Raw genomic sequence first — 25,644 nt, forward strand, 5'->3', positions numbered from 1 at the left:
GGCGCCAGAATTAGGTTGGCGTAGTTGGCGGGGCGACAGGCCCTGCACTGACTACTGGATTCGCTTCTAGCCTCTCTGCTGCACCGCTTTAGAGCGTTTGCTCCGTACACGGTTGCACCAGAGGTGCCCTTCTAAGGCGCAGACGGTACTCCCATCCGCGGGGCGTTTCAAGCATGCGCCGATGGTCGCTTGACGACTTTACTTGTCAAATCACCGAGAGTTATAAGAACGGCTCAAACCGTAACCCAATGGAAGGACGAAGCCATGAGTCAAACCGGCCGGGACTACAGCGAAAAACGCGATTTCATCCGCATGCGGGTCGATGCCGATGTCGTGTTGATTCATGAAGGGGATCAAGTGTCAGCGGTGTGTATCGATCTCTCCAGCAGTGGCATGCAGATCGAGGCGCCGCGCCAGTTCGCGGTAAGTGATCGTTTGAGCGTGCGCATCGATTCCGAGCATGCAGCACTCAGCGGGCTTGAAGCCGATACCGAAGTAGTCTGGGTCCGGGCGCAGGATGGCGGCGGCCAGAAGCTCGGCCTGACTATTCTGCAGATGAAATAAGCGCACACATAAAAAAGGCGACCCGAGGGTCGCCTTCTTCTTACTGGTCGAGATTAAAAGTCATCTTCAACCTGGCCATCCTTCACCTTGAACTCGCGGTTCTGCAAGTAGGCGTTGCGGATGAAGGTGTACTTGTCGCCACTGATCAGCTTCTCGCTCGACAACAGGCTGGCACGGGTGTCGACGATATTCAGACCAAACACCGAGTTACGCACTGGCACGTCGTTGATATAACGGTACGGGCCGGTATAGCCGTCGACGTACTTGGATGGCGCGTCTCGCAAAGTACTTGGCCCCATCAATGGCAGCATCACGTAAGGGCCGCTACCCACACCCCAATAGCCGAGGGTCTGGCCGAAATCTTCGTCGCTGCGGTTCAGGCCCATTTTGGTGCCGACGTCGAAGAAGCCAAGCAGACCGAACGTGGTGTTGAAGATCAGGCGCGCAGTGTCGACGCCAGCCGCCGCCGGTTTGGCCTGCAGGATGTTGTTCGCCAGGTTGGTGACATCACCGACGTTGCGGAACATGTTGTGGATGCCGTCTTCGACAAATTGCGGTGTCACGAACTCATAACCCTGTGCCAACGGCTTGAGCGCGTAGGTATCAACGAAGTCGTTGAACTGGAAGATCGGACGGTTAACGCTTTCCCAAGGGTCTTCTTCCGTGGCGGCCTGGGCAGCCAACGGCGCCAGCAACAGGCCGGCATATACACAAAGCTGAGCGAGCGGAGGGCTCCAGCGCATAGAAAAACTCCTTGGATTTGTACTGGCGCGGGCATCGGGGCCTGGGCGTTAAGAGCGCTAGTATAAGCGTAAAAGGCCTTTTGGGCAGTCCGCGAATTAAGGCATCTGTGGGACGCCTCCTACGTCGCCTTTCACACAGTTGTCATCCAACTGTCACCAGCACGCCCTAGCCTCATCGTTATTTCAGGGACGTTGCCATGCCACACGCCGAAACCTTGCCCCTCACTGCCCCCGGACTGACTGCCGTGCTGTTCGGCCTCAGCGGTTGTCTGGTGGATTTCGGTGCCCGCGCCCGACAAGGCGGTGTCGCCCTGCCCGAGCATGCCGATGCCACACTCGGCGCGCTGGACAGCGTGCTCGCTTTGCAGCGCCAGCAGATTCCGTGCGCCTGGCTTGATGAGTTGCCCCCCGCCCTTGCACAACCGCTGTCGGCTTCTTTGCCGGCGTGGATCAAGCCAGCGCAACATTCAGCAACAGTCAATCCATGGCCTGCTCCCAACGCCTGTTGGCAAGCGCTGATGAACTTGAACGTCGCCAGTCTCGACGGCTGCGTACTCGTCAGCGGCGAACCCCGATTGCTGCAATCGGGATTGAATGCCGGGTTATGGACAATCGGTCTCGCCTCATGCGGTTCGCTGTGCGGGCTCGCGCCGGGCGAATGGCAGGCCCTGAGCCGAAAGGAGCGCGAACAATTGCGCGGCAAGGCGACGGTGCAGTTGTTCGGTCTCGGCGTGCACTCGGTGATCGATCATCTGGGCGAGCTCGAAACCTGTCTGGCGGACATCAGCCTGCGCCGCCTCAAAGGCGAAAAGCCCTGATCGGGATCATGCAGGCTGGTCGAGAGTGGATTAATCTAAAGGTCAGCCATAGACCTTTGGCGCGCGGCTGCGGTCAATGCCAGTGCCTCTCGATAAAAAGGAAAACACCATGCCCGCTCAAGAACTTCAAAAACAGCTCGATACCCTGCGCGAGCAACTGGATCAGAATCCGCCGCTGTCGGAAGCCGAACGGGAAGATCTGCGTGCTCTGATGGTGCAGGTTGAATCTCAAATTAAACTGGAGGCTGCAACTCAGGACGCCAGCATCGTCGATGGGGTGAATCTGGCAGTCGAACGTTTCGAAGTCGATCATCCGACCATTGCCGGCACCCTGCGCAACATCGTCAATACGTTGGGCAGCATGGGGATCTGATTCCCCGACAGACAAAAAAGCCCTGCCATCGCTGGCAGGGCTTTTCTTTTGCGCAATTTGAAATGCGCTGCTACAGGGTTATTTATTGACGCACGAGGCGGTGGTTCGGCAGTTGGACGCTTTCGGTGCTGCGATAAGGATTGATATCCAGCCCACCGCGACGCACGTAACGCGCGAACACCGTCAACTTCTCCGGTTTCAGCAAGCGCTGCAGATCGAGGAAGATCCGCTCGACACACTGCTCATGGAAGTCCGAGTGCTGGCGGAAACTGACGATGTACTCCAGCAGACTGGCATGATCCAGCGCCGCGCCGCGATATTCCACCACCACACTGCCCCAGTCCGGCTGACTGGTCACCGGGCAGTTGGATTTGAGCAAGTGGCTATGCACGCTCTCCTCCACAACCTTCGATTCATCACAACGCAGCAGTTCCGGGCGCGGATGCTCGTAGTTGCTGACGCTGATATCCAGATCGTCGATGCACACGCCAGGCAGCGCAACGACACCTTCGGTCTCTACGTCTTTGAGGCTGCGAACCCGCACGCCCACCGGTTTGCCGGCAGCGGCAGACAGATCCTTGACCAGCGTCGCTTCCAGGCTGGCAACGTCAGCGAACGGCGTCTGGTTCAGCGAGTTCAGATACAGCTTGAACGACTTCGACTCGATGATGTTCGGCGAATCCGCCGGAATGCTGAACTCGCCGATGGCCACCACCGGTTTGCCCGACGGCAACAGCCACGACAGTTCGAAGCAGTTCCAGAAATCCACGCCCTTATAAGGCAGGGTGTCGGCGGTCAGGCCCAACTCGGCCCATTTCGCGGTGCGCGGGATCGGGAAAAGCAGAGACGGCGTGTACGTGGCGATGTATTCGCTGGATTTGCCCAGCGGCGAATGTTCGGCTGCGGGATGCATGGCGGAAACCTGACTGAATAATCAGCGGATTCTACCAGCCTTTGCCCGCGCCTTTGAGTGCTTACTGACTGACAGTCAGTTTGCCGACCATGCCCGCCTGATAATGACCGGGAATGTTGCAGGCAAACTCAAGGCTGGTTGCTTTGCTGAAGGTCCAGGTCAGCTCTGCGGTTTTGCCCGGCTCGACCAGCACACTGTTCGGGTCGTCATGCTTCATGCCATGGCCCATCGCCGCGTGATCCATGCCCGCCATATCGTGGGACATTTCTTTCATACCGGTAGGCTTGAGCATGCCACTTTGCTGCATCTGCAACATTTCCTGCTGATGCTCGGCGTGCATCGCCGCGTCACCGAGGTTGAATTCGTGTAGCAATTGACCTTTATTCACCAGCACAAAGCGAACGGTCTCACCAGCCTTGACCTGAATGGTTTTCGGATCGAACGACATGTCGCCCATCACCACTTCGATGCTGCGCGTGGCGTTGGCCGCCGGCGCCGATTGGCCGAAGTCGTAGGTGTGTGCCGGCCCTGCCCAAACGGGTGAGCTCGGCGCCAGCAAACACGCGGCCAAGGCCAAAGGTTTGCGCAAAAACATAGTCGTACTCCCACAAGATAAGGTTCAGCCTGTGGGAAACTCTAGCGCGCCTGCGCTGGCATCTACCTGACAGACAGATTACAACTTTGTCAGGTTGGCATTTGTCGCCCGCTCTCACGCTATAAAGCTTAAGTTCCTACAAACCGAGTCGCCCATGAAACTGTTGATCGTCGAAGACCAAGCGAAAACCGGCCAATACCTGCGTCAGGGCCTGACCGAGGCCGGTTTCAACACCGAACTGGTGGCCGACGGCAACAGCGGCCAACAACTGGCCCTGAGCGGTGATTACGCGCTGTTGATCCTCGACGTGATGCTGCCAGGACGCAATGGCTGGCAGATCCTGCAAGCGGTGCGCAGCGCCGGGCTCGACACGCCAGTACTTTTTCTGACGGCCAAAGACACAGTAGAGGACAGAGTGCACGGCCTCGAACTAGGCGCCGACGACTATCTGGTCAAACCTTTCGCCTTCTCCGAACTGTTGGCCCGGGTGCGCAGCCTGTTGCGGCGTGGCAGCGCCGTTGCTGTAGAAACCAGTCTGCATCTGGCCGACCTGCGCCTTGATCTGATTCGCCGCCGGGTCGAACGCAGTGGCCAGCGCATCGACCTGACTGCCAAGGAATTCGCCCTGCTGGAGATGCTTCTGCGCCGCCAGGGCGAAGTGCTGCCTAAATCGCTGATCGCCTCGCAGGTCTGGGACATGAATTTCGACAGTGACACCAATGTCATCGAAGTGGCCATCCGCCGACTGCGCCTGAAGATCGATGACGAATTCCCCAACAAACTGATCCACACCGTGCGCGGCATGGGTTACGTGCTTGAAGAGCGCTCAGCTTGATGCGCCGGTTGTCCCTGAGTTCGCGCCTGGCCTTGTTGTTTGCCGCGTGTACCGCCGTGGTTTCGCTGTTTGCCGGGGTACTGTTCAACCGCGCCAGCGAGGCGCACTTCATCGAACTCGACCAGCAACAGCTGGACAGCAAACTGATCGGCCTGCGCCGTGCCCTGCAGGATGTTCAGCCCAGTGAAAGCCAGGCACGACTGACCGATGAGCTGAGCCGGCAGGCTGATCTTTCCCTGCGTATCACCGGGGCCCAAGGGCAGCGCTGGTTCGACAGTTCGCCCCGCATTCCGCAAGACTTGCCGCGAAAAAATGGTCTGTCGACCATCAGCGATGACGGCGCCGATTACCGCGTTCTCAACGCCCCGCTCTACACGGATAAAACCGACTCGCCACAATTGACCCTGCTGCTGGACATCACCCATCACCAACACTTCCTGCAACGTATGCAGCATTTGATCTGGCTGACCGTCGGATTGTCAGCACTGGCCACCGCGCTGCTGGGTGCTTGGGCAGCACGCAGCGGTTTGCGACCGTTGCGTCGCATGAGCGCAGTAGCCCGTGGGATTTCGGCACAGTCGCTCAATGCCCGACTGCCGGAAGCGCAAATGCCGCCAGAGCTTGCGGAAATGGCCCACAGCTTCAACGCCATGCTCGGACGCCTCGACGACTCGTTTCAGCGGCTTTCGGCGTTTTCGGCCGACATCGCCCATGAACTGCGCACGCCGTTATCGAACCTGCTGACCCACACCCAAGTCACGCTCACCCGCCCACGGCCGATTGAGGATTACCGCGAAGCGCTGCACAGCAATCTCGAAGAACTGCAATGGATGGCGCAACTGGTCAACGACATGTTGTACCTGGCCAAGGCCGATCACGGTTTGTTAATGCCCAAACGTGAGCCATTGGAGTTGGCGGACGAAGCCGATGCGCTGATTGAATTTTTTGCGCCCCTGGCTGAGGACGCAGGGGTGACACTGAGTCGTGAAGGGCTTGCACGAATCGAAGGTGACCGCAGCATGTTGCGCCGGGCCTTGTCGAACTTGCTGGATAACGCGCTGCGGTTTACGCCGACTGAAGGCGTGGTGCGCTTATCAATCCTCGATCAAGCGAACGCAGTGCGAATGTCCGTCGAGAACAGTGGTGAAGGGATTTCGGCAGACCTGTTACCGAGGTTGTTCGACCGGTTCTATCGGGCGGATCCGGCGCGGCAGGAAGGCAGCAGTGAACATGCGGGGTTGGGGCTGGCGATTACTCAATCGATTGTCCGGGCCCATGGTGGGCAGATTCATTGCGAATCGGCTGAGGGCTGGACGCGGTTTGTGATTGAGTTGCCCAAGGAAGATTGAGGCCGGCAGTACAGGCCTCATCGCGGGCAAGCCCGTTCCCACAGGTATTGAGTTGAACCACTTTTGTGTGAACGACGCAAAACACTGCGGGAGCGGGCTTGCCTGCGATGGCGATTTCAGAGTTTACGAATATCTCAGCGCATGCGCCGGCTCGATCTTTGCCGCCCGCCAGGCCGGGTACACCGTCGCTAGGAAGCTCAGAATGAACCCGGCAGAGCAGATCAACAGCACATCACCGCCCTGCAATTCGGAAGGCAGATTGCTGACGAAATACACATCCGAACTGAAAATGTGTTGCCCGGTCACCCGCTCGACCCAGCCGACCAGTTCACTGACGTTCAGCGCCGCGATCACGCCCAACACGCCGCCAATCAACGTCCCGACAATCCCGATCACCGTGCCCTGCACCATGAAGATCGCCATGATCTGCCGGGGTGTAGCGCCGATGGTACGCAGGATCGCGATGTCCGCGCCCTTGTCATTCACCACCATGATCAGGGTTGCGATGATGTTGAACGCTGCTACCGCGACGATCATCAGCAACAGCAGGCCGATCATGGTTTTTTCCATTTTCATCGCGCTGAACAGACTGCCCTGAGTGTGGGTCCAGTCGTCAGCCTTGAAGTCGGCACCGAGGCCGGCGGCGATGTCCGAGGAGACTTTCGGCGCGGCATACAGGTCTTTCACTGCCAGACGCACGCTCTGCACCTGATTCGGTTCCCAATGCTGCATCGTCGCAGCATCGGCCACGTGGATCAGGCCCATCGAGCCGTCCAGCTCAGCGCCGACCTTGAACACGCCGACCACGTTCAGGCGCTGCATGCGCGGCGTAATGCCGCCCGGCGCGGTGCTGACTTCCGGTACGATCAGGGTGATTTTGTCGCCGACATTCAAGCGGAAACGGCGCGCGGTGATTTCACCGATCACCACGCCGAATTCGCCCGGTTTCAGAGCATCGAGACGCCCCTGAACGATGTGCTGGGCAACAATCGACACCTTGCCTTCCTGGGCCGGATCGACGCCGCTGATCTGGATCGGCTGCATCAGGCCTTTGTAGGAGAGCATGCCTTCCATCTCCGTGAACGGCACGGCGGCGGTGACTTCTGGGTTTTTCATGGCAGCGGCAGCCACGGGCTGCCAGTCATCAATCGGTTTGACGCCGACGATGGTCGCGTGCGGCACCATACCGAGGATGCGCGAGCTCATTTCACGCTGGAAGCCGTTCATCACCGATAACACCACGATCATCGCCAAAACGCCGAGGGCGAGGCCGATCATCGAGGTCATCGAAATGAACGAAACAAAGCGATTGCGGCGCTTGGCGCGGGTATAGCGCGTGCCGATAAAGATCGATAACGGTCTGAACATTCGCTGGGGCACCGTATAAAAATAAAAGACCCGACGCCTTTTCAGACGCCGGGTTTCAGCCAATCAGATGGGCGTCAGGCAACCTTCCTGCAAGTGCAGGACGCGATCCATCTGGCGGGCCAGGTTCATGTCGTGGGTCACCACCAGGAACGCGGTGCGCATCGAGGTGCTGAGTTCCAGCATCAAATCCTGAATGCCCTGGGCGGTGTGGGAGTCGAGGTTGCCGGTCGGCTCATCGAGCATCACCAGACCCGGCTTGTTCACCAGGGCGCGGGCGATGGCTACACGCTGACGCTCACCACCGGACAGTTCCGCCGGCTTGTGCTCCAGGCGGTGGCCCAGCCCTACCCGCTCCAGCAACGCCGTGGCGCGTTGGCGCGCTTCCGGGATCGGCGTCGTGCCGATCAGCAGCGGCATGCAGACGTTTTCCAGCGCAGTGAATTCCGGCAGCAGGTGGTGGAATTGGTAAACGAAACCCAGCGCGCGGTTACGCAGCAGACCACGTTTCTTCTCGCTCAGGGCCGACAGCTCTTCACCGTCGAGCCAGACGCTGCCCTTGGTTGGCGTATCGAGGCCGCCCAACAGGTTGAGCAAAGTACTTTTGCCCGATCCCGAAGTGCCGACGATCGCCACACGCTCGCCCGGGTGCAACTCCAGTTGCAGACCGGCCAGCACTTGCACCGACTCCGGGCCTTCCTCGTAGGATTTGCCCAGGTTGCGGCAGCTCAAGATTGCTTTTTCACTCATGCCCGACTCACTCATAACGTAGCGCCTCCGCCGGCTGGGTGCGCGCGGCACGCCAGGCGGGATACAGGGTGGCGAGGAAACTCAAGACCAACGCAGCCGCGCAGACCATGACCACATCCTGGCTCTGCACCTGCGACGGAAGATAATCAATGAAATACACGTCAGCATTAAGGAATTTGTGGCCGATCAGCCCTTCCAGGGCCGAAATCGCCGCGCTGACGTTGAGCGCAGCGAAGATCCCGACCACCGCGCCAATCGCCGTGCCGACCACACCGATCACCGTGCCCTGCACCATGAACGTACGCATGATCGTGCCCGGCGTCGCACCCAAGGTGCGCAGAATGGCGATATCACCCTTCTTGTCGTTCACCACCATCACCAGCGTGGAAATGATGTTGAACGCCGCCACCGCAACGATCAGCAGCAACAGCAGACCGATCATGGCTTTCTCCATGCGGATGGCCTGATACAGGTTGCCGTGGGTACGGGTCCAGTCGCGGGCGTAGTAATGGTCTTCGCCGAGCTGCTGGGCGATGTTCCAGGCTACGCGTGGCGCCTGAAACAGATCGTCGAATTTCAAACGGATGCCCTGCACCTGATCAGGTTTCCAGCGATGCATTTTCGCCAGATCCTGCAGGTTGGTGACGCCCAGATAACCGTCGAGCTCGCCGGCGCCGACATGGAAAATGCCGACCACGGTGAAGCGCTTCATGCGCGGGAACATGCCGGCCGGGGTCACGCTGACCTCCGGGGCGACAAAGGTGACCTTGTCGCCAATGCCCACGCCAAGCTTGGTCGCGGCCTTGTCGCCAATCACGATGCCGAAGCTGCCCGGCGTCAAATCGTCGAGTTTGCCCTGCTTCATGAAGTTGTCGATGATCGACACGTTGCGCTCAAGCGCAGGGTCGATGGCATTGAGCAACACCTTGGACACCTGACCGTTATTGGTCAGCAGGCCCTGCATCTGAGTGAACGGCGCAACCGCCGTCACCTGCGGGTTCTGCTTGACCCGGGTGGCCAGGCTTTGCCAATCGTTGATCGGCTCAGTGGATTCGATGGTTGCGTGGGGCACCATGCCCAGCACGCGGGTGCGCATCTCATGATCGAAGCCGTTCATCACCGAAAGCACGACGATCATCACGACCACGCCAAGGGCGAGCCCGATCATCGAAGTCAGGGAAATGAATGACACAAAATGATTGCGACGCTTTGCACGGGTATAACGCGTGCCGATAAATACGAAGAGAGGTCTGAACATGTCGGGGCTTGTTCGGAGGGAAAAGGAACGTCCTTGTGGCGGGGGTCGATAACCAGCTTTACACTCAGACCACCGCCGCTACCATGGGTTCGCCATGTCGACATTAGATGAAGAAGATCGCCGCGAATACTACCGTATCGAGGACACGATCGCACTGGAAATTCGGCCCCTGTCCGCTCCCGAAGCCGCAGGCCAGGAAGTGTTGCAGGATGCTTCCCCGCTCTTCAACCTGCTCAGCGAACTGCACCTGAGCGAATTCGAGTCGCAACACCTGTTGCGCCAGATCAGCGAGCGCGATCGTGCCATCGCCGCGTTCCTCAAATCCCAGAACAAACGCATCGACCTGCTCAGCCAGGTGGTCGCACTGACCGTGCTCGGCCATATCGGTGAGCCGCAACCGGTGATCATCTCCGAAGGCGGGATCGACTTTCAGTATCCGACGCCAATTGCTGCCGGCGCGCATCTGTCGGTAAAACTGGTGCTGATGCCGCAAGCGCTGGGCTTGCTGTTGCGTGCACGCGTCACCCATTGCGACCGCAAGGGCGACGGCTACGACGTCGGCACCGAGTTCGAACACCTGACCGATGCCCAACGCCAACTGCTCGCTCGTTATATCTTGCAGAAGCAGGCCCAGGAACGACGTCTGGCCCGCGAACAGAACGAATCAGGCATTTAAATTAAGGAAGAACCGTGACCCTCATCTACGGCCACCGCGGCGCCAAGGGCGAAGCACCGGAAAACACCCTGAGCAGTTTTCAGGAATGTCTCAAGCACGGCGTGCGCCGCTGCGAACTTGACTTGCACCTGTCCAAGGACGGCGAGTTGATGGTCATCCATGACCCCACCTTAAAACGCACCACCGAGCGTCGCGGCAAAGTCGTCGAGCACAGCGCCGCAGAACTGGTGACATACGACGCGCGCAAGGGCGGCCCGGGCTGGATCAAGCCATGCCCGATTCCGACGCTGGAAGAGCTGTTCGAGAAGTGTGATTTCGAGCACTGGCAGCTTGAAGTCAAAAGCGCTTCACGCACCCGCGCGGCAACCACCGTGTTGGCGATTCGTGAAATGGCTCAGCGCCACGGCTTGCTGGACAAGGTGACGATCACTTCAAGTTCGCGGGAAGTATTGAAAGCGGCGCTGGATCTCGTGCCGGACGTGTCGCGCGGACTGGTAGCCGAGTACGCCTGGCTCGACCCGTTGAAGGTCGCCCAAAGCTATGGCTGTGAGATTCTTGCGCTGAACTGGACGCTGTGTACGCCGGAACGCCTGCAGAAGGCGCAGCGTCAGGGGCTGCATGTGTCGGTGTGGACCGTCAACGAGCCTGCGCTGATGCGCAGACTCGCCGACTTCGGCGTTGACAGCCTGATTACAGACTTTCCCGGTTTGGCCACTGCCACCCTCGAGAATTGCTGAAATCGGTCTCCCCGGCCGGCTCAGGCCACCGGCCGGAGCCCCTCAAAAAAGCCGGTTGAGGCCATCGTACGCCGCTACCCGATAGGCTTCGGCCATGGTCGGGTAGTTGAACGTCGTGTTGACGAAGTACTTCAGAGTGTTCAACTCACCCGGCTGGTTCATGATCGCCTGACCGATGTGCACGATCTCCGACGCCTGATAACCGAAGCAGTGAACGCCCAGCACTTCCAGGGTTTCACGGTGGAACAGGATCTTCAGCATGCCTTGCGGCTCGCCGGCAATCTGCGCGCGCGCCATGCTCTTGAAGAACGCCTTGCCGACTTCGTACGGCACCTTGGCCTGCGTCAGCTCCTGCTCGTTCTTGCCGATCGAGCTGATCTCCGGAATGGTGTAGATGCCGGTCGGCACATCATTCACAAAGCGCCAGCTTCCGTTATCAACGATGCTGCCAGCAGCCGAACGGCCCTGGTCGTGAGCAGCGCTGGCCAGGCTCGGCCAGCCGATTACATCGCCAGCGCCGTAGATGTTCGGCACGCAGGTGCGATAGGCCTCGTCGACTTCGATCTGACCACGGCTGTTGACCTTGACGCCGATGTTTTCCAGACCTAACTGATCAGTGTTACCGGTACGGCCGTTGCACCAGAGCAAGGCATCGGCCTTGATCTTCTTGCCGGACTTGAGGTGCAGGATCACACCGTTGTCGACGCCTTCGACACGGTCGTAGTCTTCGTTGTGGCGCACGGTGATGTTGTTGTTGCTGAAGTGGTAGCTCAACGCCTGGGAGATTTCCGAGTCGAGGAAGCTCAGCAACTGACCGCGGTTATCCACCAACTCGACCAGTACACCCAGACCGCTGAAGATCGAAGCGTATTCGCAACCAATCACGCCAGCGCCATAAACGATCAGTTTGCGCGGGGTGTGGCCGAGGCTGAGGATGGTGTCGCTATCGTAGATACGCGGGTGGTGGAAATCGATGTCCGCCGGGCGATACGGGCGCGAACCGGTGGCGATGATGATGTGCTTGGCCACCAGCTTCTCGACCACGCCGTTGGCACAAACCACTTCGATGGTTTGCTCGTCGGCGAAGCTGCCGGTTCCGAAGAACACGTCGACGCGGTTACGGGCGTAGTAGCCGGTGCGCGATGCGACTTGTTTGGAGATGACTTTCTCGGCGCTTTTCAACACGTCCGGGAAAGAGAACCAGCGCGGCTCGCCGATGGCCCGGAACATGGGGTTGGTGTTGAACTGCATGATCTGCCGCACCGAGTGACGCAGTGCCTTGGACGGGATGGTACCGAGGTGGGTGCAGTTGCCGCCGACCTGACGACGGCTGTCGACCATCGCGACCTTGCGCCCTGCTTTGGCGGCGTTCATTGCCGCGCCTTCTCCCGCCGGGCCGGAACCCAGCACCACCACGTCGTAGTTGTAGACAGCCATGCGTACTCCTCAGAACAGGCCGCGGTGCCAGCAGCACCTGCGGCTAAATCACGCCGAACGGCGGCGCGAAGGAACAATTGGGGGCCAGTGATGAACCCGGACACAGTCTATAGAAGCGTCAACGCCGCGCACATTAACCCTTGGTCGCGTCGTAGGCTACTTTTGCCTGCACTACAACGCCAGCTTTCGTATTGTCCTCAGTCAGTTTTTACGCCACTGAACCTTTCGAAAGCCTTGCTGGTGCGGATAACAAAACCTGTATCGGCACGAATCACAAAGAATGCACCAATGTCGTGTTTTTCGGCATAGTCCCAAGCCCTTTCAGGCCCGAGAATCAGCAACAGCGTCGATAGTCCATCGGCCATCAACGCTGAAGGATGAATCACCGTGACTGACGCAAGATCATGCAGGACAGGTGCACCGCTACGCGCATCGAAAGTGTGGGAATAGCGCCGCCCATCTTGCAGGAAATAGTTGCGGTAATCGCCGGAGGTGGAAACGCCGTAGCCATCGACATTGATGATGCGCTCGGCGACTTGCTGATCATCACGGGGCTCTTCCAAGGCAATGCGCCAGGGTGAGCCATCGATTTTTTTGCCCTTGGCCTTGAGTTCACCCGTGGCCTCGGCGAGGTAATCGTGGATGCCCATGGCATCAAGTCTGGCGGCGATGGTGTCGACGGCATAACCGGCGGCGATGCTGTTGAAGTCGACTTCGACGGCGGCGTCCTTGCACAACCGATCACCGTCGATATGCAAATGTTGATGACCGACTCGCTGCAGCACCTCGGCCAGTGCGGAGGAGCCAGGGATTTTTTCTTCACGACCTTGCGGGCCGAAGCCCCAGAGATTCATCAGCGGCTCGACAGTCAGGTCGTAGGAACCTTCGCTTTGTGCTGAAAGTTGTTCGCCGACGCGAATCAATTCGAGGACAGGGACGGGCATCTTCTGACAACTGTTAGCGGGCAATGCGTTGAATTGCTCGATGTCCGAGTCACTGCGATAAGTGGACATCTGCCGCTCGACTTCGCCGAGGATACCCTCCACTTCGCTACGAACTTTTGCAGGATCAACAAGACCTGCATGACGTACGTATTTGATCGAATACGTGCTGCCCATGGTCGGACCGCCAATGCTCTCCATGGAGTCGCCTTTGCCGCAGCCGGACAAAACGACCGCCAAGACCACAACCCCCTGCCACCGTCCAGTTAACAATTCTTCATCTCCCCGCAAAAGCACGCCGGCCATTATGGGATACGAGCGAAACGCTTTCTTACAAGATTTATAGTGAGTACCCCGAAATGTCTTCCACGACCGGCAACGGCAAAGCGATTTTTCGCATTGTCAGCGGCAATTTTCTCGAAATGTTCGACTTCATGGTCTACGGCTTCTACGCCACGGCGATCGCCAAGACTTTCTTCCCGACCGACAGCGCCTTCGCCTCCCTGATGCTTTCGCTGGCAACCTTCGGTGCCGGCTTCCTGATGCGCCCACTCGGCGCAATCTTTCTGGGCGCCTATATCGACCGCCATGGCCGTCGCAAGGGCCTGATCATCACCCTGGCGATGATGGCCGCCGGCACCGTGCTGATTGCCTGCGTCCCCGGTTACGCAACGCTCGGCGTCGCCGCCCCCTTGCTGGTGTTGCTTGGACGCTTGCTGCAAGGCTTCTCGGCGGGGGTCGAACTGGGCGGTGTTTCGGTTTATCTGGCAGAAATTTCCACGCCGGGCCGCAAAGGCTTTTTTGTCAGTTGGCAGTCCGCCAGCCAACAAGCGGCCGTGGTGTTCGCTGGACTGCTCGGCGTCGGTCTCAACCACTGGCTGAGCCCGGAGCAAATGGGCGACTGGGGCTGGCGCGTGCCGTTCCTGATCGGCTGCATGATTGTGCCGGTGATCTTCGTGATTCGTCGTTCACTGGAGGAAACCCCGGAATTCCAGGCGCGCAAACATCGTCCTACCTTGCAGGAAATCGTCCGCTCGATCGGCCAGAACTTCGGCATCGTCCTCGCCGGCATGGCGCTGGTAGTGATGACCACGGTTTCGTTCTACTTGATCACCGCCTACACCCCGACGTTCGGCAAGTCTGAACTGCATTTATCGGATCTGGATGCGTTGCTGGTGACGGTGTGCATCGGCCTGTCGAACTTCTTCTGGCTGCCGGTGATGGGCTCGGTGTCTGACAAGATCGGACGCAAACCCCTACTGCTGGCGGCGACGATTCTGGCGATTCTGACTGCTTACCCTGCCCTTTCGTGGCTGGTGGCGAATCCGAGCTTCAGCCATTTGCTGATCGTCGAGCTGTGGTTATCGTTCCTGTACGGTTCGTACAACGGCGCGATGGTGGTGGCGCTGACCGAGATCATGCCGGTAGAGGTTCGTACGACCGGCTTCTCGTTGGCCTACAGTCTCGCGACCGCGACCTTCGGTGGATTTACGCCGGCAGCGTGTACTTATCTGATCCATGTGCTGGATAACAAGGCTGCGCCGGGGATCTGGCTCAGCGGTGCGGCGGTGCTGGGGTTGATTGCGACACTGGTGTTGTTCCGGGGCAACAAGCATGAACTGCGCACGGCGCAAGCGGCTGTGCCTGGCGGTGCCTGATAGGACGCTTTCGCGAGCAGGCTCGCTCCCACAGGGGATTTTCTGAACGACACAGATCCAGTGTGGGAGCGAGCCTGCTCGCGAAGGGGCCGGTGCTGACAGCACAGCGCTAAAAGGCACACAAACAAAAACGCCCCGACACAAGTCGGGGCGTTTTCATTTGCAGCTAAGGCTTAGCGCGGGAACGCTGGCGGGTTAACACCGGCCATGTCTTCCATCACGCGAACAACCTGGCAGCTGTAGCCGAACTCGTTGTCGTACCAAACGTACAGAACAACGCGGTTGTCCTGAACGATGGTCGCTTCAGCATCGACCACACCGGCGTGGCGCGAGCCAACGAAGTCAGTGGACACCACTTCCTGCGAGTTGACGAAGTCGATTTGCTTGTGCAGATCGGAGTGCAGCGCCATGTAGCGCAGGTACTCGTTCATCTCTTCACGGGTAGCAGCTTTCTCAAGGTTCAGGTTGAGAATGGCCATCGACACGTTCGGCGTTGGAACGCGGATCGCGTTACCGGTCAGCTTGCCGGCCAGCTCAGGCAGAGCCTTGGCAGCAGCGGTGGCAGCACCGGTCTCGGTGATGACCATGTTCAGCGCAGCGGAACGACCACGGCGATCGCCCTTGTGGAAGTTGTCGATCAGGTTCTGGTCGTTGGTGTACGAGTGAACGGTTTCGACGTGACCGTTGATGATGCCGAACTTGTCATTTACAGCCTTCAGCACCGGCACGATGGCGTTGGTGGTGCAGGAAGCAGCGGACACGATCTTGTCGTCAGCGGTGATTTCACCATGGTTGATGCCGTGAACGATGTTCTTCAGCTTGCCTTTGCCAGGCGCGGTCAGAACAACGCGGTCGATACCCGGGCACGCCAGGTGCTGACCCAGGCCATCAGCGTCACGCCATACACCGGTGTTGTCCACCAGCAGCGCGTCTTTGATGCCGTACTGGGTGTAATCCACCTCGGTCGGGTTCTTCGCGTAGATCACCTGGATCAGGTTACCGTTGGCGGTGATGGTGTTGTTTTCTTCGTCGATGGTGATGGTGCCGTTGAACGAACCATGTACCGAATCGCGACGCAGCAGGCTGGCGCGCTTGGTCAGGTCGTTGTCGGCGCCCTTGCGCACCACGATGGCCCGCAGACGCAGACCGTCGCCGCCACCGGTTTTCTCGATAAGGATGCGCGCCAGCAGACGGCCGATACGACCGAAGCCGTACAGCACAACGTCAGTGCCTTTGCGGGCCGAAGCGTTTTGCTGGCCAACCACGTCAGCCATTTCTTCGCGGACGAACTGCTCGGCAGTGCGGCCATTGGCCTCATTGCGGAATTTGAACGCCAACTTGCCCAGATCCACCGAAGCCGCGCCGAGCTTGAGCTCGCTCATGGCTTTGAGCAGTGGGAATGTTTCGTGGACGGAGAGTTCGCTATCGTCGGAGGAACGATGGCGAGCAAAGCGGTGAGCTTTGAGAATCGCGATGACAGACTGGTTGATCAGGCTGCGGCCATAGATCGAGCTCACCACATTGTTATTGCGGTAGAGCTGACCGATAAGCGGGATCATCGCTTCTGCGAGTGCTTCACGGTCGATCCATTCACCAAGACACTGGTCGGGCTTCTGAGTCACGGGAACCTTCCACATGTAGGGGCAGAAAAAAGGGGCTACATTATGCCGCCCAGAACCTCTTGTAGCAATGCGCGCTTGTCGCGCAATCGGTAACAAAATTCCGTTCAAAAAAATTACGCCCCTCGCCAGACCAGTAAAACCGGGGCCTCCAGCACAGTCAATTTTTCGACGACTGTTAGACGATGTCTGTAACCCTCCGTAACACCACCCCGTTTCGGCACTACATAACCCTAAAAAAAGTGCTCGTTTTTATGGTTACCACTACATTTTGCCGAAACAGCGAAGATAGACGCAGTCTGCAACTGACAGGCAGCATCGGACGCCGCTACAATTACCGACTTTGTCGCAACGCCTGGAGCTCAACCTTCCGTGCCTGTTCTGCGTCTACCGCTTCTCCCTGCCGAGGCAGGTAAACAGCACTGGGGCAATCTGCCCGGTGCCGCCCTGAGCCTGGCGATTGCCGAGGCTGCCAGCGCTGCCAAGCGCTTCACCCTGCTACTGACCGCCGACAGCCAGAGTGCCGAACGGCTGGAACAGGAGCTGAGTTTCTTCGCCCCGGATTTGCCCGTTCTGCATTTCCCCGACTGGGAAACCCTGCCTTACGACCTGTTTTCGCCGCACCAGGACATCATTTCCCAACGCATCGCCAGCCTGTACAGACTGCCGGAACTGGCGCATGGCGTACTGGTGGTGCCGATCACCACGGCCCTGCATCGTCTGGCGCCGACCAAATTCCTGCTCGGCAGCAGCCTGGTACTGGACGTCGGCCAGAAGCTCGATGTCGAGCAAATGCGCTCGCGACTTGAAGCCAGTGGCTATCGCTACGTCGACACCGTCTATGAGCACGGTGAATTCACGGTTCGCGGCGCGCTGATCGATCTCTTCCCGATGGGCAGCAAGCTGCCGTATCGCATTGATCTGTTCGATGACGAAATCGAAACCCTGCGCACCTTCGATCCGGAAAACCAGCGTTCCATCGACAAGGTCGATTCGGTCAAGCTGCTGCCGGCACGTGAGTTCCCGCTGCAAAAAGATGCGGTGACTCGCTTCAAGGCGCGTTTCCGCGAGCGTTTTGACGTCGACTTCCGGCGCTGCCCGATCTTTCAGGATTTGAGCAGCGGCATCACCCCGGCCGGTATCGAGTACTACCTGCCGCTGTTCTTCGACGAAACCTCGACCCTGTTCGATTACCTGCCCCAGGACACGCAAGTGTTCTCGCTACCGGGCATCGAGCAAGCGGCAGAGAACTTCTGGAACGACGTGCGCAACCGCTATGAAGAACGCCGCGTCGATCCATCGCGGCCTTTATTGCCACCCGCCGAATTGTTCCTGCCGGTAGAAGACTGTTTTGCCCGCCTCAAAAGCTGGCCGCGCGTGGTTGCCAGTCAGCAGGACGTGGAAACCGGTGTCGGTCGCGAACGCTTCCCCGCTCAGGCATTGCCGAATCTGGCAATCGAAGCCAAAGCCACACAACCGCTGGCGGCACTTTCGACCTTCCTCGACGAATTCCCCGGACGCGTGCTGTTTACCGCCGAATCCGCAGGCCGTCGCGAAGTCTTGCTGGAGTTGCTCGAACGCTTGAAGCTGCGGCCGAAAACCGTCGACAGCTGGCCGGACTTCGTCGCGAGCAAGGATCGCCTGGCAATCACCATTGCCCCGCTTGACGAAGGCCTGATGCTGGATGACCCGGCGCTGGCACTGGTCGCGGAAAGCCCGCTGTTCGGTCAGCGCGTCATGCAACGTCGCCGCCGCGAGAAGCGCGCCGACGGCAACAATGACGCCGTCATCAAGAACCTCACCGAGCTGCGCGAAGGCGCACCGGTGGTGCACATTGACCACGGTGTCGGCCGCTATCTGGGCCTGACGATTCTGGAAATCGATAATCAGGCTGCCGAATTCCTCACCCTCGAATACGCCGAGAACGCCAAACTCTACGTGCCGGTGGCCAACCTGCACTTGATCGCCCGTTACACCGGCAGCGACGACTCTCTGGCTCCACTGCATCGCCTCGGTTCCGAGACCTGGCAGAAAGCCAAACGCAAAGCCGCCGAACAGGTGCGTGACGTTGCTGCCGAGTTGCTCGACATCTATGCCCGCCGCGCCGCTCGCGAAGGCTACGCGTTCGCTGACCCGAAAGCCGACTACGCAACGTTCAGCGCAGGCTTCCCGTTCGAAGAGACCCCTGACCAGCAATCCACCATCGAGGCCGTTCGCGAAGACATGCTCGCGCCGAAACCGATGGATCGCCTGGTCTGCGGTGACGTTGGTTTCGGCAAGACCGAAGTGGCCATGCGTGCGGCGTTTATCGCCGTGCACGGCGGCCGCCAGGTTGCGATTCTGGTGCCGACCACCCTGCTCGCTCAGCAACACTACAACAGCTTCCGCGACCGCTTCGCCGACTGGCCGGTGACCGTGGAAGTAATGAGCCGCTTCAAGTCGACCAAGGAAGTGAACGCGGCGATTGCCGATCTGGCGGAAGGCAAGATCGACATCGTCATCGGTACACACAAGCTGCTTTCCGACGATGTGAAGATCAAAAACCTGGGTTTGGTGATCATCGACGAAGAACACCGCTTTGGTGTGCGCCAGAAAGAGCAGCTCAAGGCCCTGCGCAGCGAAGTCGACATCCTCACCCTGACCGCCACACCGATTCCGCGCACGCTGAACATGGCGGTGTCGGGCATGCGCGACCTGTCGATCATCGCTACGCCGCCGGCCCGACGCCTGTCAGTGCGCACCTTCGTTATGGAACAGAACAAAAGCACGGTCAAAGAGGCCCTGCTCCGAGAACTGCTGCGTGGCGGCCAGGTTTACTACCTGCACAACGATGTTAAAACCATCGAGAAATGCGCCGCCGACCTTGCCGAACTGGTACCGGAAGCGCGGATCGGCATCGGTCACGGGCAGATGCGCGAACGCGAACTCGAACAGGTGATGAGCGACTTCTATCACAAGCGCTTCAACGTGCTGATCGCCTCGACCATTATCGAGACCGGCATCGACGTGCCGAGCGCCAACACCATCATCATCGAGCGCGCCGACAAGTTCGGCCTGGCGCAACTGCACCAGTTGCGCGGTCGCGTCGGCCGCAGTCACCACCAGGCATATGCGTACCTGCTGACGCCGCCGCGCCAGCAAATCACTTCGGACGCGGAAAAACGTCTGGAGGCGATCGCCAATACTCAAGATCTCGGTGCCGGTTTCGTGCTGGCCACCAACGATCTGGAAATCCGTGGCGCCGGTGAATTGCTTGGCGATGGTCAGAGCGGCCAGATTCAGGCGGTGGGCTTCACTTTGTATATGGAAATGCTCGAGCGCGCGGTCAAATCGATCCGCAAGGGCGAACAGCCGAACCTCGATCAACCGCTCGGCGGCGGCCCGGAAGTCAACCTGCGGGTGCCGGCGCTGATTCCGGAAGATTATCTGCCGGACGTGCACGCCCGCCTGATCCTGTACAAGCGCATCGCCTCGGCCACCGATGAGGAAGGCCTGAAGGATCTGCAAGTGGAGATGATCGACCGCTTCGGTCTGCTGCCGGAACCGACCAAAAATCTGGTGCGCATCACGGCCTTGAAACTGCAGGCCGAACAGCTGGGCATCAAGAAGGTCGATGGTGGCCCGCAAGGTGGCCGCATCGAGTTCGCCGCGCAGACGCCGGTCGACCCGATGACCTTGATCAAGCTGATCCAGAGCCAGCCCAAACGCTACAAATTCGAAGGCGCCACGATGTTCAAGTTTCAGGTGCCGATGGAGCGCCCGGAAGAGCGCTTTAATACTGTAGAGGCGCTGTTCGAGCGCCTCATTCCGAAAACTGCTTGAAAGGACGCCGCATGCGCCTGTTTCGCTCACTGACTTTGCTACTGACCTTGGTAGCACCCACGGCATTTGCCGATGATACGTATCAAGTCGAAATGATTCTGGTCCGTCAGAACGCCGTACCGGCCATTATCAGCCGCGCCGCGCCGGAAGACTGGGCCGCCGGCGCACAACGACTTGGCGATGAAACCAAGCGCACGCCTGCACTGGGTGAAGTTGCCGCAAAACTCACCGCCAGCGGGGAGTACAGCGTGTTGATGCACAAGGCCTGGCAGCAAACTCTCGGCGAGGCACCGGCGAAAGTAGCGGTCAGCGACGGCCAGGAACAGTTCGGCCAGTTCCCGATCGAGGGCACACTTGAGATGAAACTCGGGCGTTTCACCGACGTGGCTGCCGACTTCTGGGTCAATCAGATCGACAGCAACGGTATGGTCACTGCCAGTGAACGCCTGAAACAGGACAGCCACACAAAAAACGGCCAACTCAATTATCTCGACAACGGCCACCTGGCCCTGCTGATCAAGATCACTTCCCTGACGGCGCCTGCGCCACGGGAAGCGCCTGAAGCCATTCCGGACTGATCGAAGTCCTTATGTCCCCGCCCCTGAGTAAACCATTGGCACCCTCCTGGGTCAGCCGATTCAAGGAACAAAGCCTGGAGCGTGGCCGCCGCTACGCTCTGGAAAACCGGGTACGCATCGCCCAGGTCGGCGATGCGACCATCACCGCCAGTTGCGAAGGCTCTGGCGGTAACGTCTACCGCCAGACCATTCAACTGCGCGAGTCGGCAAAAAGCACCCTGCTGCTGGTCGACGCGGCATGCACTTGCCCGGTTCGCAGCAACTGCAAGCACTGCGCAGCGGTGCTGCTGAAAATCCAGGAAACCCTCGACTACCCCGCCGCCGCCAAAGATGCCGAACTACTGGAAAAACTTCAGGCCGTGCTGGAAAACCGCAGCCCGAAAGCGCCGCCGCAGGTGTTGGTCGACAACGTGCAGCCGGTGCCACGCCTCTGGCTGGCCAGTGTCGAGTTCAGCGCCTTCGAACCACGCAATGGCAAGATGCAGCGCTACATTCAACATCGCGCAGCGCTGTCGTTCAGTTATCTGGACGAATACGTCAGCGGACAGAAAAACAGCGACATCCTGATTCGTCAGGAAACCCAGACGCTGCGGATAAAACGCCATCCGGAAGTCGAACAGTCCTACCGCGAACAGTTACGAATACTCGGTTTCCGCATTGCCACGCGCCAAAGCAAAGCACTCCCGGAAAGCGCCGGCGAACTCTATGAGATGGTCAATGACAGCGCATGGCTGACCTTTACCCTCAACGATCTGCCGAAGCTGCGCACGCAGGGCTGGGAATTGCAGATCGATGAGGAGTTCGGCTTCGACCTGACCGCAGTCGATGACTGGTACGCCACCGTCGAACAGGCGCCGGAGCGCGACTGGTTTGATCTGGAACTGGGCATCATCGTCAACGGCGAGCGCCTGAGCCTGCTGCCGATTCTGCTCAATCTAATGCGCTCGCACGCCGAGATTCTCAATCCGGAACGCCTCGCGCGCCGGCGCGACGACGAGCTGATTCTGGTCAATGTTCCCCAGCGCAATATCGAACACGGGCCGTTGCAGGTTGCGCTTCCGCTGGGCCGACTGAAACCGGTGCTGGCGACCCTCGGCGAGTTCTATCTGCAAGAGCCCGGCGAAACCACCCTGCGCCTGAGCAAGGCCGACGCCACACGCCTGAACTCGTTGGAAGGCATTCCGCTGCTTTGGGAAGGCGGCGAGCAGATCCGCACGTTCGCCCAGCGCCTGCGCGACATCCGTGATTTCAGCACAGAGGCGCCAGAAGGCTTGAACGCGACGCTGCGCCCCTATCAGCTCGAAGGTTTGAGCTGGATGCAATCGCTGCGGCAACTGGAAGTCGGCGGGATTCTTGCCGATGACATGGGTCTGGGTAAAACCCTACAGACTCTGGCGCACATTCTCAGCGAGAAGAACGCTGGACGTCTGAATCGGCCGTGCATGGTGGTGATGCCGACCAGCCTGATTCCGAACTGGCTCGATGAAGCGGCGCACTTTACGCCGCAACTGAAAGTGGTCGCGCTGTACGGAGCCAGTCGCAAAAAGCACTTCGACAACCTGGCCGGCTTCGACCTGATCCTCACCACCTACGCCCTGCTGCCCAAGGATGTCGATATTCTGGCCAAACAGCCGCTGCATGTACTGGTGCTGGATGAAGCGCAGTACATCAAGAACCCGAACAGCAAAGCGGCTCAGGCAGCCCGTGAACTGAATGCGCGCCAGCGCCTGTGCCTGAGCGGTACGCCGCTGGAAAATCACCTCGGCGAACTGTGGTCGCTGTTTCATTTCCTGCTGCCCGGCTGGCTCGGCGACGTCAAAAACTTCAACGCCGATTACCGAGTGCCGATTGAAAAGCGCGGCAGTGAAGTCAGACTTCAGCACCTCAACGGTCGGATAAAACCGTTTCTGCTGCGCCGCACCAAAGAGCAGGTAGCCACCGAACTACCGCCGAAGACTGAAATCATCCATTGGGTCGATCTCAACGAAGCCCAACGCGACGTGTACGAAACCATGCGTTTGGCAATGGACAAGAAAGTCCGCGACGAGATCACGCGCAAAGGGGTGGCGCGCAGCCAGATCATCATCCTTGAGGCGTTGCTCAAGTTGCGTCAGGTCTGCTGTGATTTGCGCCTGGTCAACGACGCCACCCTGCCCGCTCGCGGCAGCACCTCGGGCAAGCTCGACAGCCTGATGGAAATGCTTGAGGAGTTGTTCGAAGAGGGTCGGCGGATTTTGCTGTTTTCGCAGTTCACTTCGATGCTGTCACTGATCGAGAACGAGTTGAAAAAACGCAATATCTCCTACGCTTTGCTGACCGGGCAGACCCGGGATCGACGCACGCCGGTGAAGGAGTTTCAGAGCGGCAAGCGTCAGATTTTTCTGATCAGCCTGAAGGCCGGTGGTGTGGGGTTGAACCTGACGGAAGCAGATACGGTGATTCATTACGACCCGTGGTGGAACCCGGCGACGGAGAATCAAGCAACCGATCGAGCGTATCGAATCGGGCAGGAGAAACCGGTGTTCGTCTACAAGATGATTGCCCGGGGCACGGTCGAAGAGAAGATTCAGCACTTGCAGAAGGAAAAGTCCGACTTGGCTGCGGGCGTACTGGATGGACGCAAGGCTGGCGACTGGAAATTGCAGAGTGATGACATTGAAGCGCTGTTTGCGCCGTTGCCGGATAAGCTCGAAAAACGCTGAGATCTTTGGCATCCGCAAGAAAGCTATCGCTGGCAAGCTGGCTCCTACAATTGATCTGTGATTTTCACAAATCCCCTGTAGGAGTGAGCCTGCTCGCGATGAAGTCGACTCGGTTCAGAGCCAGACTCAGCCCTTGAGCACCCGCGCCAGCGCCGACTTCACCTTACCCATTCCGTCATGCAACGCCTGCTCGATCTCGGCCATTGTGATCACTTCGGTGGTCTTGCCCGCCGCCGGATTCACCACCAGCGCCAGACAGGCGTAATCCAGATCCAGCTCACGGGCCAGCGCCGCTTCCGGCATGCCGGTCATGCCAACGATGTCGCAACCATCACGTTCCAGACGCACGATCTCCGCAACAGTCTCCAGACGCGGGCCTTGGGTGCAGGCGTAGACACCCTGATCGCTGTACTCGCAACCTTCCGCAGCCAGCGCAGCGATCAGTTGCTGACGCAGCGGCTCGCTGTAGGGGAAGCTGAAATCTATGTGAGTGACATGATCCAGATCATCGGCGAAGTAAGTGTGCTCGCGCCCGCTGGTGTAATCGACGATCTGATGCGGTACGCAAAAATGCCCGGTGACCATCGCCGGATGAATCCCGCCAACGGCATTGACCGCGATGATCGCCTCGGCGCCAGCCTGCTTCAGCGCCCACAGATTGGCGCGGTAGTTGACCTTGTGCGGCGGGAAACGATGCGGGTGGCCGTGACGAGCAAGGAACAGCACTTCCTTGCCGGCATATTCGCCAATTTGCACGTCGGCCGACGGCGCGCCGTAAGGGGTGTCCACCGCCAGCGATTGGCGAATGGTCAAACCTTCAAGCTGGGTCAGGCCGGTGCCACCGATGATTGCGTAAACCGTCATAACGAAAAATCCTCAATCGATCAGTTGCGCTTCTTTCAGCGCGCCGATAGCGGTGAGCCAGCGCGGATCCTGACGGTAGTCGGTGCTGGCAAACGCCTGACCACGCATCCGAGCGATGCGAGCGGATGGCTTGACCTTCATCCGTTGTACGGCGCTCAGGGCCAACTCGGCGGCGGCGCGGTCGTTGCAGACCAGGCCCATGTCGCAACCGGCACTAAGTGCTGCTTCGATACGACTGGCGGCGTCCCCGACCACATGGGCGCCGGCCATCGACAGATCGTCGCTGAAGATCACGCCGTCAAACTGCAACTCGCCGCGCAGGATGTCCTGCAACCAGCGGCGGGAGAAACCTGCAGGCTGTGAATCCACTTGCGGGTAGATAACGTGGGCTGGCATGACCGCAGCCAGATTTTTGCTGAGTCTGGCGAATGGCACGAGATCGTTGGCGCGGATTTCGTCGAGGCTACGCTCGTCGTTGGGGATCGCGACATGAGAGTCCGCTTCGGCCCAGCCGTGACCAGGGAAGTGCTTGCCGGTGGCAGCCATCCCGGCGCTGTTCATGCCACGGATAAAGGCACCGGCGAGCAGAGCGGCGCGCTCGGGATCACCTTCGAACGAACGCGTGCCAACCACGGCACTGCGCTGGTAATCCAGATCGAGCACCGGGGCGAAGCTCAGGTCGAGGCCGACCGCCAGCACCTCGGTGGCCATGATCCAGCCGCACTGCTCGGCCAGATATTCGGCGTTCGGATTGTCGGCGATGGCGCGCATGGCCGGCAGGCGCACAAAGCCTTGACGCAGGCGCTGCACACGGCCGCCCTCCTGGTCCACCGCCAGCAGCAGATCTGGACGAATCGCACGGATCGCCGCGCTTAGCTCACGCACCTGGCGCGGATGCTCGATATTGCGGGCAAAAATGATCAGGCCGCCCACTTCGGGCTGACGCAACAATTGGCGATCTTCGGCCGTCAACCAAGTACCGGCGACGTCCACCATCAACGAGCCTTGCAGGCCAGCAGTCATAGAGATTCCTTGAAAACGAAAAAC

General features: G+C 59.3%; 22 protein-coding genes. 11 read left to right on the forward strand and 11 right to left on the reverse strand.

Annotated elements, in window-relative coordinates; all coding sequences use genetic code 11:
* The first annotated feature begins 264 nt into the window (after positions 1 to 264).
* The gene (locus PSH79_RS18340) at positions 265 to 564 is read left to right on the forward strand and encodes a PilZ domain-containing protein (RefSeq protein WP_305438861.1); all 300 of its coding nucleotides are present in this window, start codon (positions 265 to 267) and stop codon (positions 562 to 564) included.
* A gap of 53 nt (positions 565 to 617) precedes the next feature.
* Here the strand turns inward: PSH79_RS18340 and PSH79_RS18345 are convergent, their stop codons facing one another.
* On the reverse strand, positions 618 to 1,307 hold the full coding sequence (locus tag PSH79_RS18345) for a VacJ family lipoprotein (protein WP_187677542.1): 690 nt from the start codon (positions 1,305 to 1,307) through the stop codon (positions 618 to 620).
* Between the two features lie 197 nt (positions 1,308 to 1,504).
* Here PSH79_RS18345 and PSH79_RS18350 point away from each other — a divergent pair, with 197 nt between their 5' ends.
* Both PSH79_RS18350 and PSH79_RS18355 read left to right on the forward strand, forming a co-directional pair.
* On the forward strand, positions 1,505 to 2,125 hold the full coding sequence (locus tag PSH79_RS18350; RefSeq protein ID WP_305438862.1) for an HAD family phosphatase: 621 nt from the start codon (positions 1,505 to 1,507) through the stop codon (positions 2,123 to 2,125).
* A gap of 109 nt (positions 2,126 to 2,234) precedes the next feature.
* The gene (locus PSH79_RS18355) at positions 2,235 to 2,498 is read left to right on the forward strand and encodes a DUF4404 family protein (protein ID WP_305438863.1); all 264 of its coding nucleotides are present in this window, start codon (positions 2,235 to 2,237) and stop codon (positions 2,496 to 2,498) included.
* Between the two features lie 82 nt (positions 2,499 to 2,580).
* Here the strand turns inward: PSH79_RS18355 and queF are convergent, their stop codons facing one another.
* Both queF and PSH79_RS18365 read right to left on the reverse strand, forming a co-directional pair.
* A complete protein-coding gene (gene queF, locus PSH79_RS18360) occupies positions 2,581 to 3,411 on the reverse strand; it encodes an NADPH-dependent 7-cyano-7-deazaguanine reductase QueF (RefSeq protein ID WP_305438864.1) in 831 nt (276 codons plus the stop codon).
* 61 nt (positions 3,412 to 3,472) lie between these two features.
* The gene (locus PSH79_RS18365; protein ID WP_305438865.1) at positions 3,473 to 4,006 is read right to left on the reverse strand and encodes a cupredoxin family protein; all 534 of its coding nucleotides are present in this window, start codon (positions 4,004 to 4,006) and stop codon (positions 3,473 to 3,475) included.
* Between the two features lie 154 nt (positions 4,007 to 4,160).
* On the opposite strand from PSH79_RS18365, the gene PSH79_RS18370 reads away from it, so the two are divergent.
* Together PSH79_RS18370 and PSH79_RS18375 are read left to right on the forward strand one after the other, a co-directional pair.
* Positions 4,161 to 4,841 (forward strand): heavy metal response regulator transcription factor, encoded by a 681-nt coding sequence (locus PSH79_RS18370; RefSeq protein ID WP_305438866.1) that lies wholly within the window; start codon positions 4,161 to 4,163, stop codon positions 4,839 to 4,841.
* Positions 4,841 to 6,190, forward strand: coding sequence for a heavy metal sensor histidine kinase (locus PSH79_RS18375; protein WP_305438867.1), 1,350 nt, complete (start codon positions 4,841 to 4,843; stop codon positions 6,188 to 6,190). Before PSH79_RS18370 ends, PSH79_RS18375 begins: the two co-directional genes overlap by 1 nt.
* 123 nt (positions 6,191 to 6,313) lie before the next feature.
* On the opposite strand, the gene PSH79_RS18380 is transcribed toward PSH79_RS18375, so the two are convergent.
* The 3 genes from PSH79_RS18380 to PSH79_RS18390 all read right to left on the reverse strand — a co-directional run bounded on the left by PSH79_RS18380 (position 6,314) and on the right by PSH79_RS18390 (position 9,563).
* Positions 6,314 to 7,558, reverse strand: coding sequence for a lipoprotein-releasing ABC transporter permease subunit (locus tag PSH79_RS18380; protein ID WP_305438868.1), 1,245 nt, complete (start codon positions 7,556 to 7,558; stop codon positions 6,314 to 6,316).
* Positions 7,559 to 7,621: 63 nt separating this feature from the next.
* Positions 7,622 to 8,305, reverse strand: a complete 684-nt coding sequence (gene lolD / locus PSH79_RS18385; RefSeq protein ID WP_187677534.1) for a lipoprotein-releasing ABC transporter ATP-binding protein LolD — start codon at positions 8,303 to 8,305, stop codon at positions 7,622 to 7,624.
* 7 nt (positions 8,306 to 8,312) lie between these two features.
* A complete protein-coding gene (locus PSH79_RS18390; RefSeq protein WP_201237464.1) occupies positions 8,313 to 9,563 on the reverse strand; it encodes a lipoprotein-releasing ABC transporter permease subunit in 1,251 nt (416 codons plus the stop codon).
* Positions 9,564 to 9,657: 94 nt separating this feature from the next.
* Between PSH79_RS18390 and PSH79_RS18395 the strand changes: the two genes are divergently transcribed.
* Together PSH79_RS18395 and PSH79_RS18400 are read left to right on the forward strand one after the other, a co-directional pair.
* Positions 9,658 to 10,239 (forward strand): PilZ domain-containing protein, encoded by a 582-nt coding sequence (locus PSH79_RS18395; RefSeq protein ID WP_305438871.1) that lies wholly within the window; start codon positions 9,658 to 9,660, stop codon positions 10,237 to 10,239.
* A gap of 14 nt (positions 10,240 to 10,253) precedes the next feature.
* On the forward strand, positions 10,254 to 10,976 hold the full coding sequence (locus tag PSH79_RS18400) for a glycerophosphodiester phosphodiesterase (RefSeq protein ID WP_305438872.1): 723 nt from the start codon (positions 10,254 to 10,256) through the stop codon (positions 10,974 to 10,976).
* 42 nt (positions 10,977 to 11,018) lie between these two features.
* Here PSH79_RS18400 and sthA read toward each other — a convergent pair whose 3' ends face one another.
* Together sthA and PSH79_RS18410 are read right to left on the reverse strand one after the other, a co-directional pair.
* Entirely contained in the window at positions 11,019 to 12,413 is a 1,395-nt protein-coding gene (gene sthA / locus PSH79_RS18405) for a Si-specific NAD(P)(+) transhydrogenase (protein ID WP_007984277.1), read from the reverse strand.
* 197 nt (positions 12,414 to 12,610) lie between these two features.
* The gene (locus PSH79_RS18410; RefSeq protein WP_305438874.1) at positions 12,611 to 13,660 is read right to left on the reverse strand and encodes an FAD:protein FMN transferase; all 1,050 of its coding nucleotides are present in this window, start codon (positions 13,658 to 13,660) and stop codon (positions 12,611 to 12,613) included.
* A gap of 53 nt (positions 13,661 to 13,713) precedes the next feature.
* Here PSH79_RS18410 and PSH79_RS18415 point away from each other — a divergent pair, with 53 nt between their 5' ends.
* Positions 13,714 to 15,012 carry an MFS transporter gene (locus PSH79_RS18415; protein ID WP_305438875.1) on the forward strand — a complete coding sequence of 433 codons (1,299 nt, stop codon included), beginning with the start codon at positions 13,714 to 13,716 and terminating at the stop codon, positions 15,010 to 15,012.
* A gap of 173 nt (positions 15,013 to 15,185) precedes the next feature.
* Here the strand turns inward: PSH79_RS18415 and PSH79_RS18420 are convergent, their stop codons facing one another.
* Positions 15,186 to 16,649, reverse strand: coding sequence for a glyceraldehyde-3-phosphate dehydrogenase (locus PSH79_RS18420; RefSeq protein WP_187677529.1), 1,464 nt, complete (start codon positions 16,647 to 16,649; stop codon positions 15,186 to 15,188).
* A gap of 354 nt (positions 16,650 to 17,003) precedes the next feature.
* Here PSH79_RS18420 and mfd point away from each other — a divergent pair, with 354 nt between their 5' ends.
* The 3 genes from mfd to PSH79_RS18435 are packed head-to-tail and all read left to right on the forward strand — an operon-like array spanning position 17,004 to position 23,733.
* Positions 17,004 to 20,453, forward strand: a complete 3,450-nt coding sequence (gene mfd / locus PSH79_RS18425) for a transcription-repair coupling factor (RefSeq protein ID WP_095189137.1) — start codon at positions 17,004 to 17,006, stop codon at positions 20,451 to 20,453.
* Positions 20,454 to 20,464: 11 nt separating this feature from the next.
* Positions 20,465 to 21,031, forward strand: coding sequence for a CsiV family protein (locus PSH79_RS18430; protein ID WP_305438876.1), 567 nt, complete (start codon positions 20,465 to 20,467; stop codon positions 21,029 to 21,031).
* Positions 21,032 to 21,042: 11 nt separating this feature from the next.
* A complete protein-coding gene (locus PSH79_RS18435) occupies positions 21,043 to 23,733 on the forward strand; it encodes a DEAD/DEAH box helicase (protein WP_305438878.1) in 2,691 nt (896 codons plus the stop codon).
* A gap of 126 nt (positions 23,734 to 23,859) precedes the next feature.
* On the opposite strand, the gene PSH79_RS18440 is transcribed toward PSH79_RS18435, so the two are convergent.
* Both PSH79_RS18440 and nagZ read right to left on the reverse strand, forming a co-directional pair.
* Positions 23,860 to 24,597: an S-methyl-5'-thioinosine phosphorylase gene (locus tag PSH79_RS18440; RefSeq protein WP_305438879.1), complete on the reverse strand. Its 738-nt coding sequence runs from the start codon at positions 24,595 to 24,597 to the stop codon at positions 23,860 to 23,862.
* 12 nt (positions 24,598 to 24,609) lie between these two features.
* Positions 24,610 to 25,620: a beta-N-acetylhexosaminidase gene (gene nagZ, locus PSH79_RS18445; RefSeq protein ID WP_305438880.1), complete on the reverse strand. Its 1,011-nt coding sequence runs from the start codon at positions 25,618 to 25,620 to the stop codon at positions 24,610 to 24,612.
* Positions 25,621 to 25,644 lie beyond the last annotated feature (24 nt).

The sequence above is a fragment of the Pseudomonas sp. FP2196 genome (genome assembly GCF_030687715.1).
Lineage (GTDB): Bacteria > Pseudomonadota > Gammaproteobacteria > Pseudomonadales > Pseudomonadaceae > Aquipseudomonas.

Bases quoted from the DNA above. Each gene is read 5' to 3' on its own strand.
- PSH79_RS18435 (WP_305438878.1), top strand. From the start codon at position 21,043: ATGTCCCCGCCCCTGAGTAAACCATTGGCACCCTCCTGGGTCAGCCGA.
- PSH79_RS18415 (WP_305438875.1), top strand. From the start codon at position 13,714: ATGTCTTCCACGACCGGCAACGGCAAAGCGATTTTTCGCATTGTCAGC.
- PSH79_RS18440 (WP_305438879.1), bottom strand. From the start codon at position 24,597: ATGACGGTTTACGCAATCATCGGTGGCACCGGCCTGACCCAGCTTGAA.
- PSH79_RS18340 (WP_305438861.1), top strand. From the start codon at position 265: ATGAGTCAAACCGGCCGGGACTACAGCGAAAAACGCGATTTCATCCGC.
- PSH79_RS18375 (WP_305438867.1), top strand. From the start codon at position 4,841: ATGCGCCGGTTGTCCCTGAGTTCGCGCCTGGCCTTGTTGTTTGCCGCG.
- sthA (WP_007984277.1), bottom strand. From the start codon at position 12,413: ATGGCTGTCTACAACTACGACGTGGTGGTGCTGGGTTCCGGCCCGGCG.
- PSH79_RS18395 (WP_305438871.1), top strand. From the start codon at position 9,658: ATGTCGACATTAGATGAAGAAGATCGCCGCGAATACTACCGTATCGAG.
- lolD (WP_187677534.1), bottom strand. From the start codon at position 8,305: ATGAGTGAAAAAGCAATCTTGAGCTGCCGCAACCTGGGCAAATCCTAC.
- nagZ (WP_305438880.1), bottom strand. From the start codon at position 25,620: ATGACTGCTGGCCTGCAAGGCTCGTTGATGGTGGACGTCGCCGGTACT.
- PSH79_RS18410 (WP_305438874.1), bottom strand. From the start codon at position 13,660: ATGGCCGGCGTGCTTTTGCGGGGAGATGAAGAATTGTTAACTGGACGG.
- PSH79_RS18365 (WP_305438865.1), bottom strand. From the start codon at position 4,006: ATGTTTTTGCGCAAACCTTTGGCCTTGGCCGCGTGTTTGCTGGCGCCG.
- PSH79_RS18430 (WP_305438876.1), top strand. From the start codon at position 20,465: ATGCGCCTGTTTCGCTCACTGACTTTGCTACTGACCTTGGTAGCACCC.
- PSH79_RS18345 (WP_187677542.1), bottom strand. From the start codon at position 1,307: ATGCGCTGGAGCCCTCCGCTCGCTCAGCTTTGTGTATATGCCGGCCTG.
- PSH79_RS18380 (WP_305438868.1), bottom strand. From the start codon at position 7,558: ATGTTCAGACCGTTATCGATCTTTATCGGCACGCGCTATACCCGCGCC.
- queF (WP_305438864.1), bottom strand. From the start codon at position 3,411: ATGCATCCCGCAGCCGAACATTCGCCGCTGGGCAAATCCAGCGAATAC.
- PSH79_RS18370 (WP_305438866.1), top strand. From the start codon at position 4,161: ATGAAACTGTTGATCGTCGAAGACCAAGCGAAAACCGGCCAATACCTG.
- PSH79_RS18390 (WP_201237464.1), bottom strand. From the start codon at position 9,563: ATGTTCAGACCTCTCTTCGTATTTATCGGCACGCGTTATACCCGTGCA.
- PSH79_RS18350 (WP_305438862.1), top strand. From the start codon at position 1,505: ATGCCACACGCCGAAACCTTGCCCCTCACTGCCCCCGGACTGACTGCC.
- PSH79_RS18355 (WP_305438863.1), top strand. From the start codon at position 2,235: ATGCCCGCTCAAGAACTTCAAAAACAGCTCGATACCCTGCGCGAGCAA.
- PSH79_RS18420 (WP_187677529.1), bottom strand. From the start codon at position 16,649: ATGTGGAAGGTTCCCGTGACTCAGAAGCCCGACCAGTGTCTTGGTGAA.